This window comes from Leifsonia sp. McL0607, assembly GCF_049993355.1.
Classification (GTDB): Bacteria; Actinomycetota; Actinomycetes; order Actinomycetales; family Microbacteriaceae; genus Leifsonia.
On sequence record NZ_CP188253.1, the window covers coordinates 973106 to 993426 of the forward strand.

Annotated in this window: 24 protein-coding genes; 5 read left to right on the forward strand and 19 right to left on the reverse strand. The window is 70.2% G+C overall.

Going from position 1 to position 20321, the window contains the following annotated elements:
- Positions 1–126 precede the first annotated feature (126 nt).
- Entirely contained in the window at positions 127–549 is a 423-nt protein-coding gene (locus tag ACPPVW_RS04725) for a hypothetical protein (protein ID WP_426625373.1), read from the reverse strand.
- 72 nt (positions 550–621) lie between these two features.
- On the opposite strand from ACPPVW_RS04725, the gene ACPPVW_RS04730 reads away from it, so the two are divergent.
- Entirely contained in the window at positions 622–1605 is a 984-nt protein-coding gene (locus ACPPVW_RS04730) for a pirin family protein (protein WP_426625374.1), read from the forward strand.
- A gap of 307 nt (positions 1606–1912) precedes the next feature.
- Here ACPPVW_RS04730 and cls read toward each other — a convergent pair whose 3' ends face one another.
- Positions 1913–3376 (reverse strand): cardiolipin synthase, encoded by a 1464-nt coding sequence (gene cls, locus ACPPVW_RS04735; RefSeq protein ID WP_426625375.1) that lies wholly within the window; start codon positions 3374–3376, stop codon positions 1913–1915.
- 63 nt (positions 3377–3439) lie between these two features.
- Positions 3440–3613, reverse strand: a complete 174-nt coding sequence (locus ACPPVW_RS04740) for a hypothetical protein (protein ID WP_426625376.1) — start codon at positions 3611–3613, stop codon at positions 3440–3442.
- A gap of 133 nt (positions 3614–3746) precedes the next feature.
- Here ACPPVW_RS04740 and ACPPVW_RS04745 point away from each other — a divergent pair, with 133 nt between their 5' ends.
- Positions 3747–4553, forward strand: coding sequence for a cytochrome c oxidase assembly protein (locus tag ACPPVW_RS04745; protein ID WP_426625377.1), 807 nt, complete (start codon positions 3747–3749; stop codon positions 4551–4553).
- 13 nt (positions 4554–4566) lie between these two features.
- On the opposite strand, the gene lysS is transcribed toward ACPPVW_RS04745, so the two are convergent.
- The 12 genes from lysS to ACPPVW_RS04805 form a co-directional block, all read right to left on the reverse strand.
- Positions 4567–6108 (reverse strand): lysine--tRNA ligase, encoded by a 1542-nt coding sequence (gene lysS / locus ACPPVW_RS04750; RefSeq protein WP_426625378.1) that lies wholly within the window; start codon positions 6106–6108, stop codon positions 4567–4569.
- Between the two features lie 77 nt (positions 6109–6185).
- Positions 6186–7061: a pantoate--beta-alanine ligase gene (gene panC / locus ACPPVW_RS04755; RefSeq protein WP_426625379.1), complete on the reverse strand. Its 876-nt coding sequence runs from the start codon at positions 7059–7061 to the stop codon at positions 6186–6188.
- Positions 7062–7140: 79 nt separating this feature from the next.
- The gene (locus tag ACPPVW_RS04760) at positions 7141–7941 is read right to left on the reverse strand and encodes a Rossmann-like and DUF2520 domain-containing protein (protein ID WP_426625380.1); all 801 of its coding nucleotides are present in this window, start codon (positions 7939–7941) and stop codon (positions 7141–7143) included.
- Positions 7938–9716 (reverse strand): PH domain-containing protein, encoded by a 1779-nt coding sequence (locus ACPPVW_RS04765; RefSeq protein ID WP_426625381.1) that lies wholly within the window; start codon positions 9714–9716, stop codon positions 7938–7940. Before ACPPVW_RS04765 ends, ACPPVW_RS04760 begins: the two co-directional genes overlap by 4 nt.
- The gene (locus ACPPVW_RS04770; protein WP_426625382.1) at positions 9713–10198 is read right to left on the reverse strand and encodes a PH domain-containing protein; all 486 of its coding nucleotides are present in this window, start codon (positions 10196–10198) and stop codon (positions 9713–9715) included. Before ACPPVW_RS04770 ends, ACPPVW_RS04765 begins: the two co-directional genes overlap by 4 nt.
- Positions 10182–10655: a DUF3180 domain-containing protein gene (locus ACPPVW_RS04775; RefSeq protein WP_426625383.1), complete on the reverse strand. Its 474-nt coding sequence runs from the start codon at positions 10653–10655 to the stop codon at positions 10182–10184. Before ACPPVW_RS04775 ends, ACPPVW_RS04770 begins: the two co-directional genes overlap by 17 nt.
- On the reverse strand, positions 10652–11197 hold the full coding sequence (gene folK, locus ACPPVW_RS04780; protein ID WP_426625384.1) for a 2-amino-4-hydroxy-6-hydroxymethyldihydropteridine diphosphokinase: 546 nt from the start codon (positions 11195–11197) through the stop codon (positions 10652–10654). Before folK ends, ACPPVW_RS04775 begins: the two co-directional genes overlap by 4 nt.
- Positions 11194–11592, reverse strand: coding sequence for a dihydroneopterin aldolase (gene folB / locus ACPPVW_RS04785; protein WP_426625385.1), 399 nt, complete (start codon positions 11590–11592; stop codon positions 11194–11196). Before folB ends, folK begins: the two co-directional genes overlap by 4 nt.
- Entirely contained in the window at positions 11585–12388 is an 804-nt protein-coding gene (gene folP / locus ACPPVW_RS04790) for a dihydropteroate synthase (RefSeq protein WP_426625386.1), read from the reverse strand. Before folP ends, folB begins: the two co-directional genes overlap by 8 nt.
- A gap of 166 nt (positions 12389–12554) precedes the next feature.
- The gene (gene folE, locus ACPPVW_RS04795; protein ID WP_426625387.1) at positions 12555–13130 is read right to left on the reverse strand and encodes a GTP cyclohydrolase I; all 576 of its coding nucleotides are present in this window, start codon (positions 13128–13130) and stop codon (positions 12555–12557) included.
- A 12-nt stretch (positions 13131–13142) separates the two neighbouring features.
- Complete coding sequence (gene ftsH / locus ACPPVW_RS04800; RefSeq protein WP_426625388.1) at positions 13143–15146, reverse strand: ATP-dependent zinc metalloprotease FtsH; 2004 nt, start codon at positions 15144–15146, stop codon at positions 13143–13145.
- Positions 15147–15206: 60 nt separating this feature from the next.
- Complete coding sequence (locus tag ACPPVW_RS04805) at positions 15207–15617, reverse strand: nuclear transport factor 2 family protein (protein WP_426625389.1); 411 nt, start codon at positions 15615–15617, stop codon at positions 15207–15209.
- 106 nt (positions 15618–15723) lie between these two features.
- Here ACPPVW_RS04805 and ACPPVW_RS04810 point away from each other — a divergent pair, with 106 nt between their 5' ends.
- Positions 15724–15993: a type II toxin-antitoxin system Phd/YefM family antitoxin gene (locus ACPPVW_RS04810; protein WP_426625390.1), complete on the forward strand. Its 270-nt coding sequence runs from the start codon at positions 15724–15726 to the stop codon at positions 15991–15993.
- Positions 15990–16250: a type II toxin-antitoxin system RelE family toxin gene (locus ACPPVW_RS04815; RefSeq protein ID WP_426625391.1), complete on the forward strand. Its 261-nt coding sequence runs from the start codon at positions 15990–15992 to the stop codon at positions 16248–16250. Before ACPPVW_RS04810 ends, ACPPVW_RS04815 begins: the two co-directional genes overlap by 4 nt.
- A gap of 26 nt (positions 16251–16276) precedes the next feature.
- Here ACPPVW_RS04815 and ACPPVW_RS04820 read toward each other — a convergent pair whose 3' ends face one another.
- The 3 genes from ACPPVW_RS04820 to tilS are packed head-to-tail and all read right to left on the reverse strand — an operon-like array spanning position 16277 to position 18385.
- Positions 16277–16699, reverse strand: coding sequence for a DUF1801 domain-containing protein (locus ACPPVW_RS04820; protein ID WP_426625392.1), 423 nt, complete (start codon positions 16697–16699; stop codon positions 16277–16279).
- A 13-nt stretch (positions 16700–16712) separates the two neighbouring features.
- The gene (gene hpt / locus ACPPVW_RS04825; RefSeq protein WP_426625393.1) at positions 16713–17264 is read right to left on the reverse strand and encodes a hypoxanthine phosphoribosyltransferase; all 552 of its coding nucleotides are present in this window, start codon (positions 17262–17264) and stop codon (positions 16713–16715) included.
- Between the two features lie 17 nt (positions 17265–17281).
- The gene (gene tilS / locus ACPPVW_RS04830; RefSeq protein WP_426625394.1) at positions 17282–18385 is read right to left on the reverse strand and encodes a tRNA lysidine(34) synthetase TilS; all 1104 of its coding nucleotides are present in this window, start codon (positions 18383–18385) and stop codon (positions 17282–17284) included.
- A 45-nt stretch (positions 18386–18430) separates the two neighbouring features.
- Between tilS and ppa the strand changes: the two genes are divergently transcribed.
- On the forward strand, positions 18431–18922 hold the full coding sequence (ppa, locus tag ACPPVW_RS04835) for an inorganic diphosphatase (RefSeq protein WP_426625395.1): 492 nt from the start codon (positions 18431–18433) through the stop codon (positions 18920–18922).
- 99 nt (positions 18923–19021) lie between these two features.
- On the opposite strand, the gene ACPPVW_RS04840 is transcribed toward ppa, so the two are convergent.
- A complete protein-coding gene (locus ACPPVW_RS04840; protein ID WP_426626248.1) occupies positions 19022–20269 on the reverse strand; it encodes a C40 family peptidase in 1248 nt (415 codons plus the stop codon).
- Positions 20270–20321 lie beyond the last annotated feature (52 nt).

Sequence of the window (20321 nt, forward strand, 5' to 3'; positions counted from 1 at the left end):
GACGGGGCAGCATCTCGGCCGGGTCGGAATACTCAACCATCAGATCATCCGCGGGACACATCGACCCTGTAATTCTCAGTACGCGAGCAGAAACGTCAGATCGTCGCCAACTGGCGGCGTGCCTCCCTAGCCGCGCACAGGAGGGATCGTCAGGGTCGCGTCCGGTAGCTTGACGGTCACGTCGGAGGTCGTGGTAACCCCGCTCGGCCTCGTGAACACCGTGGTGTGCGGTGCCAGGTCGGCCGAGCAGATGCCGCCGGACGCGGGCGAGAGGGTGGCCTCCAGCTGGTTGTCGGCGATCACCTTCACCGACTGGACCGTCGGCGGGCACGTGGAGCTGCCGTAGATCACGATCCCGAACTGCTTGCCGTTCTGCAACCAGGTCGCCCAAGAGGCGCCTCCCGCGCTGCTGGCGGGCGCCTGGACGCCCTTGGGTTCACCCGCGTAATCGCTGTCGGGCTTCACCTGCGTGCTCGAACAGCCGGCGAGCAGCAGCGCTACGGCGGCTACGGCGACGAAGGAGGTCAGGGGGCGCGCTGCTCGGCTCACGCCCTCATTGTAGGGCAGTCGCGGAGGCTTTCGGGGCGCTGGCCTGTGCGTCGAGGAGCCTAGGATGCCGCTATGAGCAACCTCGAACGCGACCCGGTGGAGGTCCTGGTCGGCGATGATGCCGTCGTCGACGACGCCCGGGTGGAGATCTTGGAGCCGAGGGAAGTGCCGCTCGGCGGCCCGCGCGCCATGACCGTGCGGCGCACCCTCCCGCAGCGCCGCCGCTCGCTGATCGGCGGCTGGTGCTTCGTCGACCACTACGGCCCCGACGACGTGTCAGTGACCGGCGGGATGCAGGTCCCACCGCATCCGCACACGGGCCTTCAGACCGTGAGCTGGCTGTTCGAGGGCGAGATCGACCACCGCGACAGCGTCGGCAGCCACGCTTTGGTGCGGCCGGGTGAGCTCAACCTGATGACGGCCGGTCGCGGGATCAGCCACTCGGAGGTGTCGACGCCGCAGACGCGGAGGCTGCACGGCGTGCAGCTGTGGGTGGCGCTGCCGAGCGCCTCCCGTGACGTGGAGCCGTTCTTCGAGCACCACGTGCCGCCGACGTCGACGGTCGGGGAAGCAACCGTGCGCACGTTCGTGGGCGCTCTCGCGGGCAGCGGCACGGCGGCGACGGTGTTCTCGCCGCTGGTCGGCGCCGAGCTGGTCGTGCCGGCGGGGGCGCGAGCGACGGTGCCGCTGGATCCCTCGTTCGAGCACGGCGTGCTCGTGGATGCGGGTGAGGTGACCGTAGCCGGCGAACCGGTGCCGCTTGCGCACCTCGCGTACCTGTGCCCCGGCCGCGACTCGGTGGAGGTGGTGGCCGGCGCGTCCGGCGCGGCGCGCCTCCTGCTGCTCGGCGGGGAGCCGCTGCGCGAGGAGATCGTGATGTGGTGGAACTTCATCGGCCGCGGCCACGAAGACGTCGTCGCGGCGCGCGCCGAATGGCAGCGCGACGTCATCGACGGCGAGGACCCGGACGGCCGGTTCGGCACCGTTCGCGGCTTCGACGGCAGCGCCCTCCCGGCGCCGGCCCTGCCGACCGTGCGGCTGAAGCCGCGCGGCTGACACGTCGCGCACGTCCGGAGAATTGCGCGGCTCCGGACTGGATGTCCGTTGTTCCGGACCTCCAGTCGGCGCGCCGCCGCGAACCTCCGGAGTTGCCGACATCGGCCCGGCTCGGTCGGCAACTCCGGAGGATGTGGACGACACGCCGCGCGGGAGGCAGTAACTCCGGAGTCGCCGACATCGGCCCGGCTCGGTCGGCAACTCCGGAGGATGTGGACGACACGCCGCGCGGGAGGCCGTAACTCCGGACATCCGGGCCGGGATGGCCGCGATCACCGGAATTACGGTCGCGCGGGACCGTCGCCCGCTACTGCAGGGCCGACGTGAGCCGGGCCAGGTTGTCGAGAACCGTCGAGCGGAGCGGCTGCTTCATCCACTCCTCAAGGGATAGCTCGCGGCTGTCGCGGCGGTAGCCGTCTTCCACCTCGCGCATCTCTTTCACGAAGGAGCGGCCGCGCACCATCAGCGACACCTCCATGTTGAGCAGGAACGAGCGCATGTCCATGTTGCTCGACCCGATCACGGCGACGTCGTCGTCGATGGTGAAGTGCTTGGCGTGGAGGATGTACGGCGCCTTGTACATCCAGATGCGAACGCCCGCGCGCAACAGCGCCTCGTAGTAGGAGCGCTGGGCGTGATATACGAGGGCCTGGTCGCCGATCTCGGAGACGAACAGCTCGACAGCGATCCCGCGCTGCGTCGCCGTGGTGATGGCGGTGAGCATCGCCTCGTCCGGCACGAAGTACGGCGACGTGATGACGATGCGCTCCTGCGCGTAGTAGAGCAGGGCGAGGAACAGCCGGAGGTTGTTCTCGCCCGCGAACCCCGGCCCGGATGGCACGGCCTGCGCGTCCAGGTCGTCCGGGTCGATTTCGTCGGTGATCGGCTCGGTCTCGCGGCGGAGCAGCTCGTCGGTCTCGCTGTACCAGTCGGTGATGAAGATCGCGTTCAGACCGGCGACGATCGGACCCTCGAGCCGCACGATGAGCTCTTTCCACTTGAGCCCGCGCTTGATGTTCGACTTCTTGTTGTAGCTGCGGTCGATCACGTTCTGCGATCCCATGAACGCCACCCGGCCGTCCACGATGAGCAGCTTGCGGTGGTTGCGGAGGTCGGGGCGCTGATACCGGCCCCTGAACGGCTGCACCGGCAGCATCAGGTGCCACGTGGCGCCCATCGCGGTGAGCCGTTCGATGGTGGCCTTGTAGTCCGGGGTGCGCCGAGATGCGATGTGGTCGAGCAGCACGCGGACGACGACGCCGCGCTTCACCGCGGCCTCCATCGCCTCGAAGAACGGCTTGGTGGTCTTGTCGAGGGTGAGGATGTAGAACTCGACGTGCACGTAGCGCTTCGCCTCGTCGATCGCGGCCGTCATCGCCGCGAGCGACTCCTCGTAATGCCCGTTGAGCTGCGCGCGGTTGCCGCCGACGAGCGGCATCGCGCCCAGGTTGCGGTTGAGCTCGACCACCGACTCCAGCCACGGAGGCCACGGGTGGTCGCGCCGCACCCGCTCGATGCCCTCGGTGGTGTCGATAATGAAGCGGTTGATCTCGTCCTGCTTCGTGCGCCGCTTCTTGGGGAGCTTGTAGCTGCCGATCAGCAGGAAGAACAGCACGCCGATGAACGGGATGAGGAAGATCGCCAACAGCCAGGCCGTCGCCGAGGTGGGCTTGCGGTTGCGCGGGACGACGATGATCGCGATGACGCGGATGACGAAGTCGATGAGCAGCAGGAGCACCCCGATCGACGCGGCCAGGAAACCCACGTCCATTCAGGCTCCCTCCGGCGTCGCGCGTCGAGGGAAAACGCCCTCACTCCTCTACCGTAATGGCCGTCAGCCTTTCGGAGCGAGACCGCGGCGGGCGCGCTCCTCGGCCTCCATGCGGGAGTAGACCTTGCGCTCGGTGCGGTCGGCTCGCACGATCGCGCGCATGATCATCCAGAACAGCAGGCCCACGAGCACGGTCGGGGCCAGTGACCAGACGATTCCACTGATGATGTCTCCCATAGCGGAATAATGGTACCTCCCGTACTCGTGAATCCGACCTCCTCCGAAGAAAAGCGCCACGCCTCCCTTCCTCGTCTTCCTGTCCACCTGGTCGTTCGATCCGGCGGCTGCGATCCTGCTGTTCGCCGCGACCGTGCTCTACCTCGGCGGCGTGGTGTCACTGCGTCGTCGCGGCCACCGCTGGCCCGCGCGCCTGACCGCGCTGTACTTCCTGCTCGGCCTCGGGTCGTACACGTTCATCTCGTTCGGATTCCTCGGCGCCGAGAGTCACGAACTGCGCTGGGCGTTCACGACCCGGATCGCACTGCTGCTGTTCGTCGTGCCTGCGCTCGTGAGCCTCGGGAGGCCCATCGCACTGGCCCGGGCCGCGCTCGGTGCGACCGGGCAGGGACGGACCGACCGCTTCCTGCAGTCACGGCCGGCGCGGTTGTTCGGCAACGCGATCTTCGCGACCGTCTTCGCGTGCGTCGCATTCATGATCTTCCTCACGCCGATCGCCGCCGTGCTGCGCGACAACCCGTGGTCGGAGTGGACCATCTCGGTGCTGGTGCCGATCGCCGGCCTTCTGATGGTGCTGCCGATCGCCGCCCACTCGGTGATGCACACGAGCTTCTTCATCACGGTGGAGTTCCTGCTCGCGTTCGTCGCGATGATCCTCGATGCGATCCCCGGCCTCCTGCTGCGGCTGAACGACGCCGTCCTGGATCACGCGCCGGCGGTCGTCGGGACGGAGCCGTTCTGGTTCCCGAACGCGCTGCACGACCAGCATCTGTCCGGCGACTTCCTGTGGTTCATCGCGGAGGTCGCCGACGTGCCGGTGCTGGTGCTGCTGTTCGTGCGCTGGATGCGGCTCGACCGCCGCGAGGGCAAGAAGCTGGACGAGCTGAGCGACGAGGAGATGGAGGCGCTCACCCAGGCGCACCTGCACCAGCGCGGCTGACCGCCAAAGAGACCTACTTGACCAGCGGGAAGAGGATCGTCTCGCGGATGCCGAGGCCGGTGAGGGCCATGAGCAGGCGGTCGATGCCCATCCCCATCCCGCCCGTCGGCGGCATCCCGAACTCGAGGGCGCGCAGGAACTCCTCGTCGAGCTGCATCGCCTCGTCGTCGCCGGCTGCCGCCAGGCGCGCCTGCTCGACGAAGCGCTCACGCTGCACGACCGGGTCGACCAGCTCGGAGTAGCCCGTCGCCAGCTCGAAGCCACGAGTGTAGAGGTCCCACTTCTCGACGACGCCCTCGCGCGAACGGTGTGCGCGCACCAGCGGGCTGGTGTCGACGGGGAAGTCCATCACGAAGGTCGGGCGCACCAGCCCCGACTTCACGTGGTGCTCCCACAGCTCCTCGACATACTTGCCGGGCAGCGGGTGCGGCACCTCGATCCCCGCCTCGGCGGCGAGCTCGCGCAAGCGCGACATCGGGGTCTCGGGCGCGATCTCCTCGCCGATGGCCTCCGAGAGGCTGTCGTACATGCGGATGCGGTCCCACTGGCCGCCGAGGTCGTACTCGGTGCCGTCGGCCCAGGTGACCACGTGCGAGCCGGAAACGGCGACGGCGGCGTCCTGGATGAGCTGCTGCGTCAGGTCGGCGATGGAGTTGTAGTCGCCGTAGGCCTGATAGGCCTCCAGCATCGCGAACTCGGGCGAGTGCGTGGAGTCGGCGCCCTCGTTGCGGAAGTTGCGGTTGATCTCGAACACCCGGTCGATGCCGCCGACGACAGCGCGCTTCAGGTACAGCTCGGGCGCGATGCGCAGGTACAGCTCGGTGTCGAACGCGTTGGAGTGCGTGACGAACGGGCGGGCGGAGGCACCGCCGTGCATCACCTGCAGCATCGGCGTCTCGACCTCCACGAAACCCTGTGCGGCGAAGGTGGTGCGCAGGCTCGCGACGGCCGCCGCGCGGTCGAGCACGTTGCGGCGCGCCTGCTCGCGGGCGATCAGGTCGAGGTAGCGGGAGCGCACTCGCGTCTCCTCGTTGAGCTCGTTGTGGAGGTTCGGCAGCGGCAGGATCGACTTCGACGCGATCCCCCAGCCGCGGACCATGATCGACAGCTCACCGCGGCGGCTCGAGATCACCTCGCCCGAGACGAACACATGGTCGCCGAGGTCGACGAGCTCCTTCCAGCGAGCGAGCGACTCCTCGCCCACTTCGGCGAGCGACAGCATCGCCTGGATGCGGGAGCCGTCGCCGGACTGCAGCACCGCGAAGCACAGCTTGCCGGTGTTGCGCTGGTGCACGACGCGACCCGCGATGCCGACGGTCTCGCCGGAGGCCTCGTCGGCCGCCAGGTGGCCCCAGGCGGCGCGCACCTCGGGAATGGTCGTGGTCACCGGCACCTGCACCGGGTAGGCGCCGCCGCCCGCGTCGCCGGCCTCGGCGATCAGGCGCTCGCGCTTGCCGAGACGGACCGCCTTCTGCTCGCTGATCTCGTCGGCGGTGAGGTTGCCGTCGACGAGGTCGCCGTCATCTGGGCGGTCGGTGGCGGGCGCTTCGGTCATGGTGTCTTTCCGTTCCGGCGGTTCGGTGCTGGCGGTGGGTCGTGCTGTGGTGTGCTGCGTGGTTCGGGAGGCTGCGCTCAGCCCAGCGCGATCCTGGCGTTGTCGATCAGGCGGGTGGAGCCGACGCGTGCGGCGATCAGCAGCAGCGCCGGGCCGTGCAGGTCGGCGCCCGCCTCGAGGAACGTGTCCTGATCGACGATCGCGAGATAGTCCAGTTTAACGACCGGCTCGGCCTCCAAGCGCGCGGTCGCCGCGACGAGCGCGGCCTCCACGCCCCCGCTCGCCGCCTCGGCCCCTGCGGCGAGCGCCTGCGACAGCGCGACGGCCGCCCGGCGCTGGTCGTCGTCCAGGTAGCGGTTCCGGCTGGACAGCGCGAGCCCGTCGGCTTCGCGCACGGTGTCCACGACGGCGATCGTGACCGGGAGGTCGAGATCGTCGACCATGCGGCCCACCAGGTGCACCTGCTGGGCGTCCTTCTGCCCGAACACGGCGACGTCGGGCTGCACGATGTTGAACAGCTTGGCGACGACCGTCAGCATGCCGTCGAAGTGCCCCGGCCTCGACGCGCCCTCGAAGGTGCGGCCGACCTCCCCAGCGGTGACCCGTGTGGAGGTCGGACCCTGCGGGTACACCTCGGCGGCGGTCGGCGCGAACACCAGATCGGCGAGGCCGTCGAGCGCTTCCACGTCGGCGTCGAGCGTGCGCGGGTAGCGGTCGAGGTCCTCCCCCGGGCCGAACTGCAGCGGGTTCACGAAGATCGAGACGACGACCAACCCGCCGAGGTCGCGCGCGCGCCTCACGAGCCGCAGGTGGCCGCGGTGCAGCGCGCCCATCGTGGGCACGAGGACCACGCGGCCGGCCGAGGCGTCGGCGGGGCCGTCGAGGGCGGCCTCCCGCCGGGCGCTCGCCACGCGCTCGCGCACGTCGGCGATGGTGGTCACGACGTCCGGCATGACGGTCTCCTCAGGGTGGTGCGGTGGCGCGGGCGCGTTGCTCCGTGATGGGCCTCCACCGCGGGAGGCCCCGTCCAGGCTACTCGCCGCGCAGGAACCAGCCGCGCCCGTCGTCGTCCGCCGGGCCGTCGCCGGGCCGCGCGCCGCTTTCGTTCAGCTCGTCGAGCAGACTCACGTCGAGCGCGCTCGGTGCGCCGGCGCGCGTGAGCGCGTTGTCGACCGCCGAACGCAGCAGCGAACTGAGGAACGAGCCGGGGTTCTCCACTCCGATGCCGGCGAGGATGCCGGTGGACTGCTCGACGATCGAGCGTGAGAACGCGGTCGCGGTCGCGATCGCCTCCGCGTAGGCGGGTCGGTCCTCCTCGGCGATCACCACCGGCTCGCCGCCCATCTCGACCACGAGCGCCTGCGCGATCGGCAGCACGGGTGTCGAGGCGGTGACGGCGAACCAGCTCTCGCCCAGCCGGGAGAGGTCGAGGCTCGTGCCGGTGAACTCGAGGGCGGGATGCACGGCGAGCGGGATGGCGCCGGCCTCGGCGGCGGGGCGCAGCACGCCGACCCCGTGACCGGGAGCGGTGTGGAGGACGAGCTGGCCGGACTGCCAGGTCTCCGTCGCGGCGAGGCCGGCCACCAGGCTCGGGAGCTCGCGGTCGGGCACGGCGAGGATCACCAGCTCGCTGCGCTCGACGAGGGTTGGGACCTGCAGGATCGGCGCCTGCGGCAGCATGGCCTGCGCCCGCTCGCGGCTCTCGGCCGACACCGCCGAGATGCCCACGATTGCGTGCCCGGCACCGGCCAGGGCGGCACCGAGCACCGGCCCTACCCTCCCGGCCCCGATGATGCCGAGGCCCAGACGGCCCGAGCGTGCTGCGGCGTTCATGCGTCCTCTCCAGGGGTGTCGCGAGGCAGGTCCTCGATGCGCGGGGTGGTGGATGCGGCGGGGTCACCCGGAGTGCTCTGCGCGTCGGGTGCGTCGGGTGCGCCGGGTACGCCGGGTGCACCATGCGCTGCTGGCCACCCATGCGAACCCCAGCGGTGGCTGCGGTCGCCGGCCGCGGCCTCCACCGCACGCGCGGCGACGGCCTCGAACAGCTCGACGCCGGAGGCGGAGTCCATCGCGCCGAGCCGCGGGCGGACCGGGCCGGAGACGGTGTGGAACCGGGTCTCCGCCAGCCCGAGGAGGCGGTCGATCGGCCCCTGCTGCAGCTCCAGGCTCTGCAGCCGGGCCAGCGGCACGATCGCCAGGCTGCGCCACACGAAACCGCGGCGCAGGAGGACGACGCCGTCGACCATCCGAAACCCGGTGCGCTGCCACGACAGCGGTCGCAGCCACACGGCACGACGCGGGCTGCCGGTGAAGCCGTCGTGGCCGCGGGAGGTCATGCCCTGCAGCACAGCGTCGCCGTGCTCGGCCGTGAAGATCGGCAGCACGAGCGCCAGCACCCGCGCCACATCGGCCTGGTCGCCGACCGGCAGCATGGTCGTGTTCGGCTGGCCGGCCGCACCCTTCTCGCGCGAGTGGCCCGCGGTGTCGATGCGGATCTGCCACCAGCCGAACGGGCGCCACAGCAGCGGTTGCTGCACCTCCACCGCGTGCACGCGCCCGGGCGGGAGGGTCTCGTTGCTCGTGCTCAGCAGGCCGAAGCCGACGCGCACGCCGTCGGGCGTCCCGGCGACGGAGTAGCGCAGCGACTTGGTGAAGCGGTTGATGTAGAAGCTCGCGGAGCCGATCAGCCCCGGCAGGACGACGATGAGCAGCCACGGCGCGCCTCCCGCCGAGCCGATCACCAGCAGCACGATCACGGCGACCACGAAGATCGAGAAGCCGCTCAGCAGCAGCGAGCCGGCGAGCCGTGCCGGCGGGATCTTGACGACGGACGCGGGAGGCGCCGTGTTCGGGTCGAGCTCGGGGGCGAGGAAGTCGCTGACCCGGCGGCCCACGAAGTCGCTCACCTGCGCGGTGCGGGAGGCCGCAGCCCGGCCCGTGGCACCCTGGACGCCCCCCGGAGCACCGGCCTCCGCGGCCTCCGCCGCCCGCACCCCGGAGGCGAGCCGCAGCACGTCCGAACGCAGGCCGTCGGCCAGCACCGAACCCAGATACGCCAGCTGCACGTTCGCGTCGTGGCCCGCCACCGTGATGTCGAGCTTCGCCGCGCCGAAGATGCGCGCCAGCACGGGCCGCGCCACGTTGATGCCCTGGATGCGGTCGAGCCGAGCCTTGCGCTGCGTGCGGAACAGGATGCCGCTGCGCACCTCCACGGCGTCGCCGGTGATCCGGAAGCTGTGCATCCGCCAGGACACGTAGAACGCAGCGAGGCAACCGAGCAGCACCACGGCGATGCCGAGCAGCGCCCAGCCCTCCCAACCGTGGTTGTAGATCGCGTCGATCGGGTCGCCGCCGACGTCGGGGGCGCCGACGAAGAAGCTCACGAGCCGTTCGCGCAGGTTGGACAGCACGAAGCCGAGCACGGCGATGAACACGATTCCGCCGCGCAGCAGCGGCGTCGCGGGGTGGAGACGGTGCCACTCGCCATCGGTGAGGTGCTCGGCGGCGCGCTCCGCCGCGGTCAGTGGGCCGCCGGGTAGCGGCGCGCCGGGCTGCGGCTGCGGCTCGTCCGGGACCGGGGCGCCCGGCGGCGGCCCCTGCAGGCTCACAGCCCCGCCCGGCGGCTCTCCGCCAGCTCCACGAGACGGTCGCGCAGCTCGGCCGCCTCTGCCTCAGGGAGCCCGGGCACGATGACGTTCGTCGACGCGGCCGCCGTCACGAACTTCAGGTCGGCCAGGCCCAACATCCGCCCGACCGGCCCGCGCGTGATGTCGATGAGCTGCATGCGTCCGTAAGGCACCGACACGAACCGCTGGTACATGATGCCGCGGCGGAACAGCAGATCGTCGTCGCGCAGGCGGTAGCCGATCGACCGCGTGCGCCGATTGGCGACGAACAGCGACACCAGCGTGATCACCACGATCACGATCAGCGCGATCCACGCCCACGACCAGCCCGCGACCAGCCACAGGAACACCGCAGCAGCACTCAGCACGAGTCCGCTGATCAACGTGCTGACGACGACCACCACCACGTACTTCGGCGAGACGCGGTTCCACTCTCCGACGGCGAGGTCAATGCGAGCTGGCACGGGCGGTCTCCGGGTCGTCGTCGTCGGGCGGCAGGGTGCAGAAGAACTCGGCGATCAGGCCGGCTACCAGCAGAATGATCGCGCCGGTCGTCCCCAGAGCCGTCAGCAGCAGGGCGTTGGAGGCCGGGAGCACCTCTCTGGTGAGCAGGTAGAGCAGGATGCCGATGCCCGCGCCTGTCAACAGCGCGCCGCTCAGGCCGCACGCCTTGGCGAAAACGACGATCCGCATCGCCTGGAACGGATCGATGCGCCGGGAGCTGCGTCCGCGCACGGCGCGCCGGATCGGGATGGCGAAGGCGACGACGATGATCGCGACCGCGACGAGTGTGATCGGGAGGGTAAGCGACGGCACGAACACGGCGATGCCCATGCCGGAGGCGGCGAGTTCGATGAGGAAGCCGACGACCACCCCGAGCACGCCGAGCCCGATCAGGGACGTCGGACGGGTGCGCTTCACGAGAGGGCCCCCTCGCCGTCGTCGTACGGGACGACCGGATCGATCGCCGCGGCGGCGAGCGCCGCCACCGGGCCGTAGCCGGGGAGTACCGCGTCGGGGTCGACGTCGAGCCACGGCGCCAGCACGAACGCCCGTTCGTGCGCACGCGGGTGCGGAAGGACGATCCGCGGGTCGTCGTCGGAGACGATCCCGTCGAAATCCACGATGTCGATGTCGATGGTGCGATCGCCCCAGCGCTCCTCGCGCACACGGCCGAGTTCGTCCTCCACCTGATTGACCGCGCCGAGAAGAGCGAGCGGGTCGAGGATGGTGTTCACCCGGGCGACGGCGTTGAGGTACGGCGGCGCTTCGTCGGAGACGCCCTCCGGCTTGAGGGCGGGCGTCTCGAACAGGCGGGAGGCGGCCTGCACCCGGACGGCGGGGTCGGCGGCGAGCAGGCGCAGGGCCTCGCGGATCGTCGCAGCGCGGTCGCCCAGGTTGCTCCCGAACGCCAGCACGGCGGGCCGGCCGACCCGAAGCCGCTCCGGACGCGGCGCGTTCACGGCCGACCTCGGAGGATGCGAACGGCGACGTCGCCGAACGGCACCTCGATCGGCGCGTCGGGCTTGTGCACCGTCACCTCGACCGAGTGCACCGGATCGTGGGCGAGCACCACGGCCGCAACGCGCTCGGCGACCGTCTCGATCAGGTCGACCGGGTCGCGGCGCACGGCATCGGCGACCTCCACGGCGAGCTCGCCATAGTGAACGGTGCGGGTCAGGTCGTCGGAGGCCGCGGACGGCGACAGGTCGAGGTGCGCTGTCACGTCGACCACGAAGTCTTGGCCGTTCTCGCGCTCGAAGTCGAACACCCCGTGGTGCGCGCGCACGCGCAGCCCGCTCAGCACGATCGCGTCCGTCGGCCGCCGCGAGGCGGTCACGGCATCGGAATCAGTCATCGCGTCCAGCTTGCCACGCCCGCACCACATCCAGGGCGATCCTCGTCGACGCCACGTCGTGTACGCGCACAGCCCAGACGCCCGCCTGGGCGGCGAGGGCCGAGATGACCGCGGTCGGCGCGTCGCGGTCCTCCACAGCGGCGTCCTCCGGCAGCAGCGCGCCCAGGAATCGCTTTCGGGAGGCGCCGATGAGCACCGGGTAGCCGAGGGTCTCGAACTCGTGGAGGCCGGCCAGCACCTGCCAGTTGTGGGAGGCATTCTTGGAAAAGCCGAGACCGGGGTCGAGCACCAGCTTGGCCGGGTCGATCCCGTGGTCGAGGAGGTCGGTGACACGGGCGGACAGCTCGGAGCGCACCTCCGCCACGGTGTCGGTGTAGACCGCCCGCGAGTCGGCGGCGTCGAGACGCCCCCGCCAGTGCATGACCACGTACTGCAGGCCGGTGTCGAGCACCGCGTCGGGCATGGTCGGGTCGGCCAGTCCCCCGGAGACGTCGTTGATGATCGCGGCGCCGGCGTCGGCGGCCGCGCGAGCGGTGGAGGCGTTGAGCGTGTCGACGCTGACCGTCACGCCGAGCCCGGCGAGTGTGCGGATGACGGGCACGACGCGCGCCTGCTCCTCCGCGGGGTCGACGCGCACGGCGCCGGGCCGCGTGGACTCGCCGCCGACGTCGATCAGGTCGGCGCCCTGAGCGACCAGGTCGAGGGCGTGCGCGACGGCGGTGCCCGGCTCCAGCCACCGGCCTCCGTCGCTGAAGGAGTCGGGCGTCACGTTGAGGACGCCCATGACGAGAGTCACGCGCGCACTCGCTTCGCGGATTCGGCGCGAATGTCGCGTCTGGCGCCGCGAAACGCGACATTCGGCGCGAATGCGCGAGCCACGCCGCCGCGCTGTGGTTCGTAGGGTTCGCCGCGAATGTCGCGTTTCGCGGCGCCAGAGGCGACATTCGGCGCGAATGTCGCGCTCACGCGAGCCCCCGGCCGATGAGGGCGATGAGCTCGGCGCGGGCGGGCAGCTCGGTGAACGCGCCGCGCGCGGCGATGGTGACCGTCGTGGCTGCCGTCTGCCGGGCGCCGCGGGTCGTCACGCACTCGTGGGAGGCGTCGAGGACGACGAGCACGCCGCGGGCTCGCGCTCCGCTCTCGATGGTGTCGGCGATCTGCTCGGTGAGCCGCTCCTGCAGCTGCGGGCGCGCCGACAGGGTCTCGATCGCGCGCGGGATGCCGCCGAGCCCGATCACGGTCTCGCCGGGCAGGTAGGCCACGTGCGCGACACCGAGGAACGGCAGCAGATGGTGCTCGCAGACTGAGCGGAAGCGGATGTCGCGCAAGATCACCGTCTCGGCACTCGCAACCTCCAACGGCACGGGATCGCCCAGCTCCGAGCGCGCGTCGACGCCGACCCCCGCGAAGAACTCCTCGTAGGCGTCGGCGACGCGGGACGGTGTGTCGGCCAGCCCCGGACGCGACTGATCCTCGCCGATGGCGGCGAGGATCTCGGCGACGGCCGCCTCGATGCGTGCGCGATCGAAACCGGTCATGCGGCGCGCGGCCTAGGCGGTCGCCGGCCGCGGGTTGATGGCAGGAGAGCGCTTCGGCTTCGACGACGGCGGCTCGGAGTCCACCCCGCCGTCGACCGCGCCGGCGTCGATCGGCGCCTTCGGGAACTCGATGGGCGGCAGGTCGGAGATCGGCCGCTTGTCGCTCGAGAGCCACTGCGGGCGCTCCGGAAGCTTCTTCACGTCGACGAAGATCTCGGCGATCTGGTTGTGGTCGAGCGTCTCGTGCTCGAGCAGCGCGGCGGCGAGACGGTCCAGCACGGCACGGTTGTCGTTGAGGACCTCCCACGCCTCGTCGTGCGCCTTCTCGATGAGAGCCCGCACCTCGGTGTCCACCCGCTCGGCGATCCGCTCGGAGTAGTCGCGCTGGTGACCCATGTCGCGGCCGAGGAACATCTCGCCGTTGGCCTGGCCCAGCTTGACCGAACCGATGTCGGCGCTCATGCCGTACTCCGTGACCATCTTGCGAGCGATGGAGGTCGCCTTCTCGATGTCGTTGGAGGCGCCGGTGGTCGGGTCGTGGAAGACGATCTCCTCAGCAACACGGCCGCCCATCGCATAGGCGAGCTGGTCGAGCAGCTCGTTGCGGGTGACCGAGTACTTGTCCTCCAGCGGCATGACCATCGTGTAGCCGAGGGCGCGACCGCGCGGGAGGATCGTGATCTTGGTCACAGGGTCGGTGTGGCGCATCGCCGCGGCGGCGAGGGCGTGACCGCCCTCGTGGTACGCCGTCATCAGCTTCTCCTGGTCCTTCATAACCCGGGTGCGCTTCTGCGGACCAGCGATGACGCGGTCGACGGCCTCGTCGAGCGCCCGGTTGTCGATCAGCTGCGCGTTGGAGCGCGCCGTCAGCAGCGCGGCCTCGTTGAGCACGTTCGCCAGGTCGGCGCCGGTGAAGCCGGGCGTCTTGCGGGCGAGCACTTCGAGGTCGACGGAGGCCGCGAGCGGCTTGCCGCGGCCGTGCACCTCAAGGATCTTCTTGCGGCCGAGCATGTCGGGCGCGTCCACGCCGATCTGGCGGTCGAAGCGGCCCGGGCGCAGCAGTGCGGGGTCGAGGATGTCGGGACGGTTGGTCGCGGCGATCAGGATGACGTTCGTCTTGGGGTCGAAGCCGTCCATCTCGACGAGGAGCTGGTTGAGGGTCTGCTCGCGCTCGTCGTGCCCGCCGCCGAGGCCGGCGCCACGGTGGCGGCCCACCGCGTCGATCTCGTCGATGAAGATGATCGCGGGCGAGTTCTCCTTGGCCTGCTGGAACAGGTCGCGGACGCGGCTCGCGCCGACGCCGACGAACATCTCGACGAAGTCGGAGCCCGAGATCGAGTAGAAGGGGACGCCCGCCTCACCCGCGACAGCGCGGGCCAGCAGCGTCTTACCGGTGCCGGGAGGGCCGTACAGCAGCACACCCTTCGGGATGCGCGCGCCGACCGCCTGGAACTTGGCGGGCTCCTTGAGGAAGTCCTTGATCTCCTGCAGCTCCTCGATGGCCTCGTCGGACCCGGCGACGTCGTCGAAGGTGACCTTCGGCGTCTCCTTCGTGACGAGCTTCGCCCGCGACTTGCCGAACTGCATGACCTTGTTGCCGCCGCCCTGCATGCCCGAGATCATGATCCAGAAGAACACGCCGATGAGCAGCGCCGGGATCAGGAAGCCGAGGATGTTCACCAGCCAGTTGGGCTGCGGCACCTCGTCGTCGTAGCCCTTGGGGAGGTTCGCGTCATCGATCGCCTTGACGACGTCCTGCCCGCGCGGGGTGACGTAGTAGAACTGCACCTGCGTGCCGCGCGTACCGTCCGCCTGCTTGAGTGTCAGGTCGACGCGGTTCTCACCGTCGACGATCTTCGCGCTCGACACCTTGTCTTGCGAGAGGAGGTCGAGGCCCTGCTGCGTGGTGACGCTCTTGAAGCCCGACATCGTGATCAGGCTGGAGCCGATCCACACCGCGATGATCGCGAGCACGACGTACAGGATCGGGCCGCGGAAGATCTTCTTGACGTTCATGGTGCGACCACAGTACCGCCTGACCGCTGTGGGTCGGCTGCGTGTTCGCTCTGGGCGGCCTTAAGGCCGCGGGGCAGGGGCCAGCCGCCGCCGGGCAGGAGTCGACCCGCCGGAAGGGCGTCTGGCCACGGGAAAGATGGCCGGCCAGTACTCGGCGACCATCCCGTCGGCGACGCGCACGAAGTCGTGCCCCGCGAAGGCCATCGTCTCGTCGCCCATCCGGCAGCTGACGACCCAACGCGCCGCGACGAACCCGTCGCCGACGAGCGGCCCTGCCTGCACGTCGAACTCGACACTGTCGAACTGGTCGACGGTCTCGGCGATGGCGCGCGCGAACCCCCGCGGCCCGACGACGTCGCCCTCCGGCCAGTGCCCCACGGCGTCGGCGGCGACGATCGGCTCGATGGAGGCGTGCCGATCGCTCCACGCGGCCAGCCAGCGCCGATAGAGCTCGGTGAGTTCGTCAGGCATGCGGCAATCGGATCACTCCAGCTCCAGAAGCGCAAGTGATGAGGAAGGGGAGTCGGTCGAATGGGGCTATCGGGTCGGATGGGTCTCTTTATGAGACGCTGGCGACATGACCGCTCCGATGCCCGTATCCGAGGCCAAGCAGCACCTCGGCGCCCTCGTCGACCGCGCGCACCTCCAGCACGAGCTCGTCTCGCTGAGCAAGCGGGGTCGCCGGGTCGCCGTGCTGGTGGACGCCGACGACTTCGACCGCATGCTCGAACGACTCGAAGAACTCGATGACGCTCAGGCCGCGATGGCCGCCAGGCGCGAGTTCGAGGAGACAGCCGCCGAGCCGATTCCATGGGAGGACGTGAAGGCGGAACTCGGCCTGGCATGACCTACCGCATCGACGTCGCGCCATCAGCTGCTCGTGAGCTGCGTAAATTCGATCCACCCGCTCGTCGACGCGTCCAAGCGGCCATCGAGCTTCTCGCCGAGGTGCCGCGGCCTCCCGCCGCCAAGCCGCTCGTCGACAGCGGCGGCCCCTGGCGGGTCAGGGTCGGTGACCACCGGATCAGCTACGACATCGCAGATGACCGACTCGTCGTCCTGGTGCTGAAGGTCGCACGTCGGCGCGAGGTCTATCGCGCCTGAGGTCGACTTCGCGGCGCCGCCCCGGTTCAGCCCGCGGCGTCGTCCCCGCGTCCCCAGGCGATCGCGATCAGACGGCGAAGCACGTCGAGGTCGATGTCGTCGAGGGTGCGCACGTACACGCAACCGGCTCCCTCGGTGAAGGTTCCGAGCGACGGGAGCAGGGCCGCGCCCTCCGGAAGGTCTTTGAGCCCGTAGAGGGACAACCGGGCCTTGCGGGGCGAGAAGCCGGTCTTGGGCCAGTCGCCCTGCCGCCGCGGGTCGGACGGCGAGACGTACCGGTAGCTGCCGTAGCCCACGATCGATGGGCCCCACATCACGGGGTCCACGCCCGTCACCTCGTGGAAGACGTCCGCGAGCGCGAGGCCGTCCTTCCTGCGGCGGGCCGGGGTGGCGGCGTCGAGGAACCCGCGGACGTCCGCGTCCGTCGGCTTCGTCGTGGGCTCGGCCATGGCAGGCGCCGCCTCAGCTGTAGATGGCCGGCGCGAGGATGCCGACACCGCGGAGGTTGCGGTAGCGCTCGTCGTAGTCGAGGCCGTAGCCGACGACGAACTGGTTGGGGATCTCGAAGCCGACGTATTTGACGTCGATCTCGACCCGGGCGGCCTCCGGCTTGCGCAGAAGGGTGAAGATCTCGATCGACTCCGGGCCGCGGCTGTGCAGGTTCGCGAGCAGCCACGAGAGCGTGAGCCCGGAGTCGATGATGTCTTCGACGATCAGCACGGTCTTTCCGCTGAGGTCGGTGTCCAGGTCTTTCAGGATGCGCACGACGCCGCTGGAGGCGGTGCCGCTGCCGTACGAGCTGACGGCCATCCAGTCCATCGTCACGGGGATGCGCAGCTCGCGGGACAGGTCGGCCATGACCATGACAGCACCCTTGAGCACACCGACGAGCAGGACGTCTTTGCCGGCGTAGTCGGCCTCCACCTGGCGGGAGAGCTCGGCGATGCGGGAACGGATCTGCTCCTCGGTGATCAGAGTCTCGGTCAGGTCGTCGTGAACGTCCGTGAGTTCCATGAGGGAGGCGCTGTCCTTTAGCTGTGGGGGTGAAACGTGAGCAGGCCGTTCTGCCTGACAACTCTAACGCCTGGCAGGCTGAGCGGACCCTGGCCGTGCCACGCCGTGATCAGCTCCGCAACCGCGAGGGTGTGGGCCCGGCTGAGGGACACCCCGAACTCGGTGGAGACGACCAGGCGGATGATGCGCTGGCGCAGCGCGGCCGGGTCGGCGGCGAGACCGCGCACGTCGAGCACGACGGCGCCGTCGTCGGTCTGACTCACCAGTTCCTGCGCCCACTCGAGGGCGAGACCGTCGAGCGCCTCGTCGTCCTCCCGCAACTGTTCGGCGGTGCGGGCGAGCGCTTCGGCGACCCCGGGGCCGAGCTCGTCCTCGAGGGCGGGCAGCAGTCGCGCGCGCACGCGGACCCGCGCATAGGAGGGGTCGTCGTTGTGCGGATCGTCCCACGGCGTCAAGCGGCTGTCGGCGCAGAACGCGCGGGTGGTGCTGCGACGCAGCCCGAGGAACGGGCGGAGCAGCGTGCCGGTGTCCGGCCGCATGCCCTGCAGGCTCGACGGCCCGGATCCGCGGGCGAGCCCGAGCAGCACGGTCTCGGCCTGGTCGTCGAGCGTGTGCGCGAGCAGGATGCGCTCAGCTCCGGTCGTCCTGCGGGCGCGATCGAACGCCGCGTGCCTCGCGGCGCGCGCCTCGCCCTCCGGCCCCCGCGCATCCGAGCCGACCTCCACCCGTTCGACGAGCACCGGATCGAGGCCGAGCGCGCGCGCCTGGGCAGCCGCGGCCTCGGCGACCTCCGCCGACCCGGCCTGGAGATCGTGGTCGACCACGATCGCGCCCGCGCGATAACCGCGGCGCGGCGCCTCGAACGCGGTCGCGGCGGCGAGCGCCAGCGAGTCCGCTCCCCCGCTCAGCCCCACCAGCAGCAGCGCACCCGGCGCGAGCGGCGTCGGGCGGGCGGGGCCGTGGTCGTCGTGGGGGTCCGGAGCAGGCAGGTCGGCTGCGGCGGCCAGTGCCTCACGGACCGCCCGGCGGGCGTCGGCGATCGGCGGGGTCAACCGTGGGCGTCGGGGCGTGTCGGCGGGTGCCTCGCCTGACACTTCACCCGGTGAGCCGTTGAGGTGCATCCAGTAACGTTAGTGCAGATTCCCACACCTATAAGGAGCAACGGCATGGCCGAATACGACGTCGTCATCGAGATCCCGAAGGGGAGCCGCAACAAGTACGAGGTGGACCACGAGACCGGCCGCGTATACCTCGACCGCGTGCTGTTCACCAGCTTCGTCTACCCGACCGACTACGGCTTCTTCGAGAACACCCTCGGCGACGACGGCGACCCGCTGGATGTCCTGGTGCTGCTCGAGTACCCGGTCTTCCCCGGCGTCGGTGTCAAGGTCCGCCCGGTCGGCGTGCTGAACATGAACGACGAGGCCGGCGGCGACGCCAAGATCATCGCCGTACCTTACAAGGACCCGCGCTGGCAGCACCTCCAGGACGTCGACGACATCCCCGAGCAGACCCGCAAGGAGATCGAGCACTTCTTCGCCCGCTACAAGGATCTCGAGCCGGGCAAGTTCGTCAACATCGAGGGCTGGGGCGACGCCGCGGAGGCCGAGACCATCATCGAGAAGGGCTTCGCCAAGCTCGCCGCCGAGGGTCACTGAACCCTCCGCGCCCAGACGCAAACCGCCGAGTACGCAGACTGTCTGCGTACTCGGCGGTTTTTTGCTGATTTCGCGCGTACTCGACGGTTCGGCGGGGCGTCAGGCGGAGGGGCGAGCCACCTGGCCCCAAGGGGAGCCCCAGACCGACTGGATCTTCACGACGTCGCCCTCGGTGGGGGCGGCGATCATCATGCCGCCTCCGATGTACATACCCACGTGGTAGAAGCTGCCCGGGCCGTCGCCCCAGAAGATGAGGTCGCCCGCCTGACGCTGGCTGTAGGGCACGATCTGGCCGCGGCCCCGCGCCGTGTAGTACTGGTCGTTCACCGAGTGCGACCCGATGTAGACGCCCGCGTACGCGTACGCCTTCATGGTGAGGCCGGAGCAGTCGTAGCCGCCTGGACCCTCGCCGCCCAAGACGTACGGCTTGCCGAGCTGCGCCCGGGCGTAGGCGATAGCGGTCTGGACGACATTGCCGTTCGGCGGGGCGACCGATCCTCCGCCGGAGGACCCGCCGCTCGACGAACCACCGGAGGAACCGCCACCCTGCTGTTGTTGCTGCTGTTGTTGCTGCGACTGCTGCTGGCGGCGCTGCTCCTCCTCCTTCGCCTTTCGCGCGGCCTCCTCCGCAGCCTTGACGGCCTCCCCCTGCAGGTACGCGGCCTCCACCTGGGTGGAGGTGTTCTTCAGGCTCGCGAGCTGGGCGATCAGCTCGGTGGACTTGGTCTGCTGCTCGGCCAGCGCGCTCTGCGTCGCGGACTGCGCGCTCCGGGCGGCAGCGAGCGCCTTGTCGGCCTCGGCCGCGAGCGACACGCGCTCGGTCTTGGCGACCTTGGCCTGCGCGGTCAGCGCCTCCGCCGCGTTCTTGTCCTTGGTGGCCTGGTCGTAGACGGCCTTCGACTGCTCCGTCAGCTTGCTCATGGTGCCGAGCTGGAACAGCAGCTTGTCGGCGCTCGCTCCGGAGCCTCCGCCCTTGAGCAGGAGCTCGGTGCTGACGTCGCCGCCGCCTCCCGCTTTGGCGAGGTGCGCTGCCAGGAGGCCGGCGCGCATCTGCGACGTCTTGGCCTTGGCTGCTGCCGCCGACGCCTGCACTTGGAGGTCGTCCTGCTTGGCGGTTGCCTTGTCCAGTGCATCCCTGGCCTGGAAGTAGGCCTCCGCCGCCTTCTCGGACGCGATGCGCGCCGCGTCGACGTTGGACTGGAGGTTGCCGATCAGAGCGGTGATGTTGGCGACCATCGCCTGCTGGTTCGCGACGTTGGCCTTGGCCTGCTGCACGTCGTTCCACGACGGGTAGTCGACCGCCTGCGCCGGCGTGACGATGCCGATGGAGGCCGTGACCGCACCCATGACCCCGGCACCGATCGCCAGGCCGGGGTGGATGCGCGAGTTCTTGGAAGAG

What these genes read in the sequence shown, in the direction of transcription:
- ACPPVW_RS04730 (WP_426625374.1), top strand. Translation starts at nt 622, where the DNA reads ATGAGCAACCTCGAACGCGACCCGGTGGAGGTCCTGGTCGGCGATGAT.
- cls (WP_426625375.1), bottom strand. Translation starts at nt 3,376, where the DNA reads ATGGACGTGGGTTTCCTGGCCGCGTCGATCGGGGTGCTCCTGCTGCTC.
- ACPPVW_RS04740 (WP_426625376.1), bottom strand. Translation starts at nt 3,613, where the DNA reads ATGGGAGACATCATCAGTGGAATCGTCTGGTCACTGGCCCCGACCGTG.
- lysS (WP_426625378.1), bottom strand. Translation starts at nt 6,108, where the DNA reads ATGACCGAAGCGCCCGCCACCGACCGCCCAGATGACGGCGACCTCGTC.
- panC (WP_426625379.1), bottom strand. Translation starts at nt 7,061, where the DNA reads ATGCCGGACGTCGTGACCACCATCGCCGACGTGCGCGAGCGCGTGGCG.
- ACPPVW_RS04760 (WP_426625380.1), bottom strand. Translation starts at nt 7,941, where the DNA reads ATGAACGCCGCAGCACGCTCGGGCCGTCTGGGCCTCGGCATCATCGGG.
- folB (WP_426625385.1), bottom strand. Translation starts at nt 11,592, where the DNA reads ATGACTGATTCCGATGCCGTGACCGCCTCGCGGCGGCCGACGGACGCG.
- folE (WP_426625387.1), bottom strand. Translation starts at nt 13,130, where the DNA reads ATGACCGGTTTCGATCGCGCACGCATCGAGGCGGCCGTCGCCGAGATC.
- ftsH (WP_426625388.1), bottom strand. Translation starts at nt 15,146, where the DNA reads ATGAACGTCAAGAAGATCTTCCGCGGCCCGATCCTGTACGTCGTGCTC.
- ACPPVW_RS04805 (WP_426625389.1), bottom strand. Translation starts at nt 15,617, where the DNA reads ATGCCTGACGAACTCACCGAGCTCTATCGGCGCTGGCTGGCCGCGTGG.
- ACPPVW_RS04810 (WP_426625390.1), top strand. Translation starts at nt 15,724, where the DNA reads ATGACCGCTCCGATGCCCGTATCCGAGGCCAAGCAGCACCTCGGCGCC.
- ACPPVW_RS04815 (WP_426625391.1), top strand. Translation starts at nt 15,990, where the DNA reads ATGACCTACCGCATCGACGTCGCGCCATCAGCTGCTCGTGAGCTGCGT.
- ACPPVW_RS04820 (WP_426625392.1), bottom strand. Translation starts at nt 16,699, where the DNA reads ATGGCCGAGCCCACGACGAAGCCGACGGACGCGGACGTCCGCGGGTTC.
- hpt (WP_426625393.1), bottom strand. Translation starts at nt 17,264, where the DNA reads ATGGAACTCACGGACGTTCACGACGACCTGACCGAGACTCTGATCACC.
- tilS (WP_426625394.1), bottom strand. Translation starts at nt 18,385, where the DNA reads ATGCACCTCAACGGCTCACCGGGTGAAGTGTCAGGCGAGGCACCCGCC.
- ppa (WP_426625395.1), top strand. Translation starts at nt 18,431, where the DNA reads ATGGCCGAATACGACGTCGTCATCGAGATCCCGAAGGGGAGCCGCAAC.
- ACPPVW_RS04840 (WP_426626248.1), bottom strand. Translation starts at nt 20,269, where the DNA reads ATGGGTGCGGTCACGGCCTCCATCGGCATCGTCACGCCGGCGCAGGCG.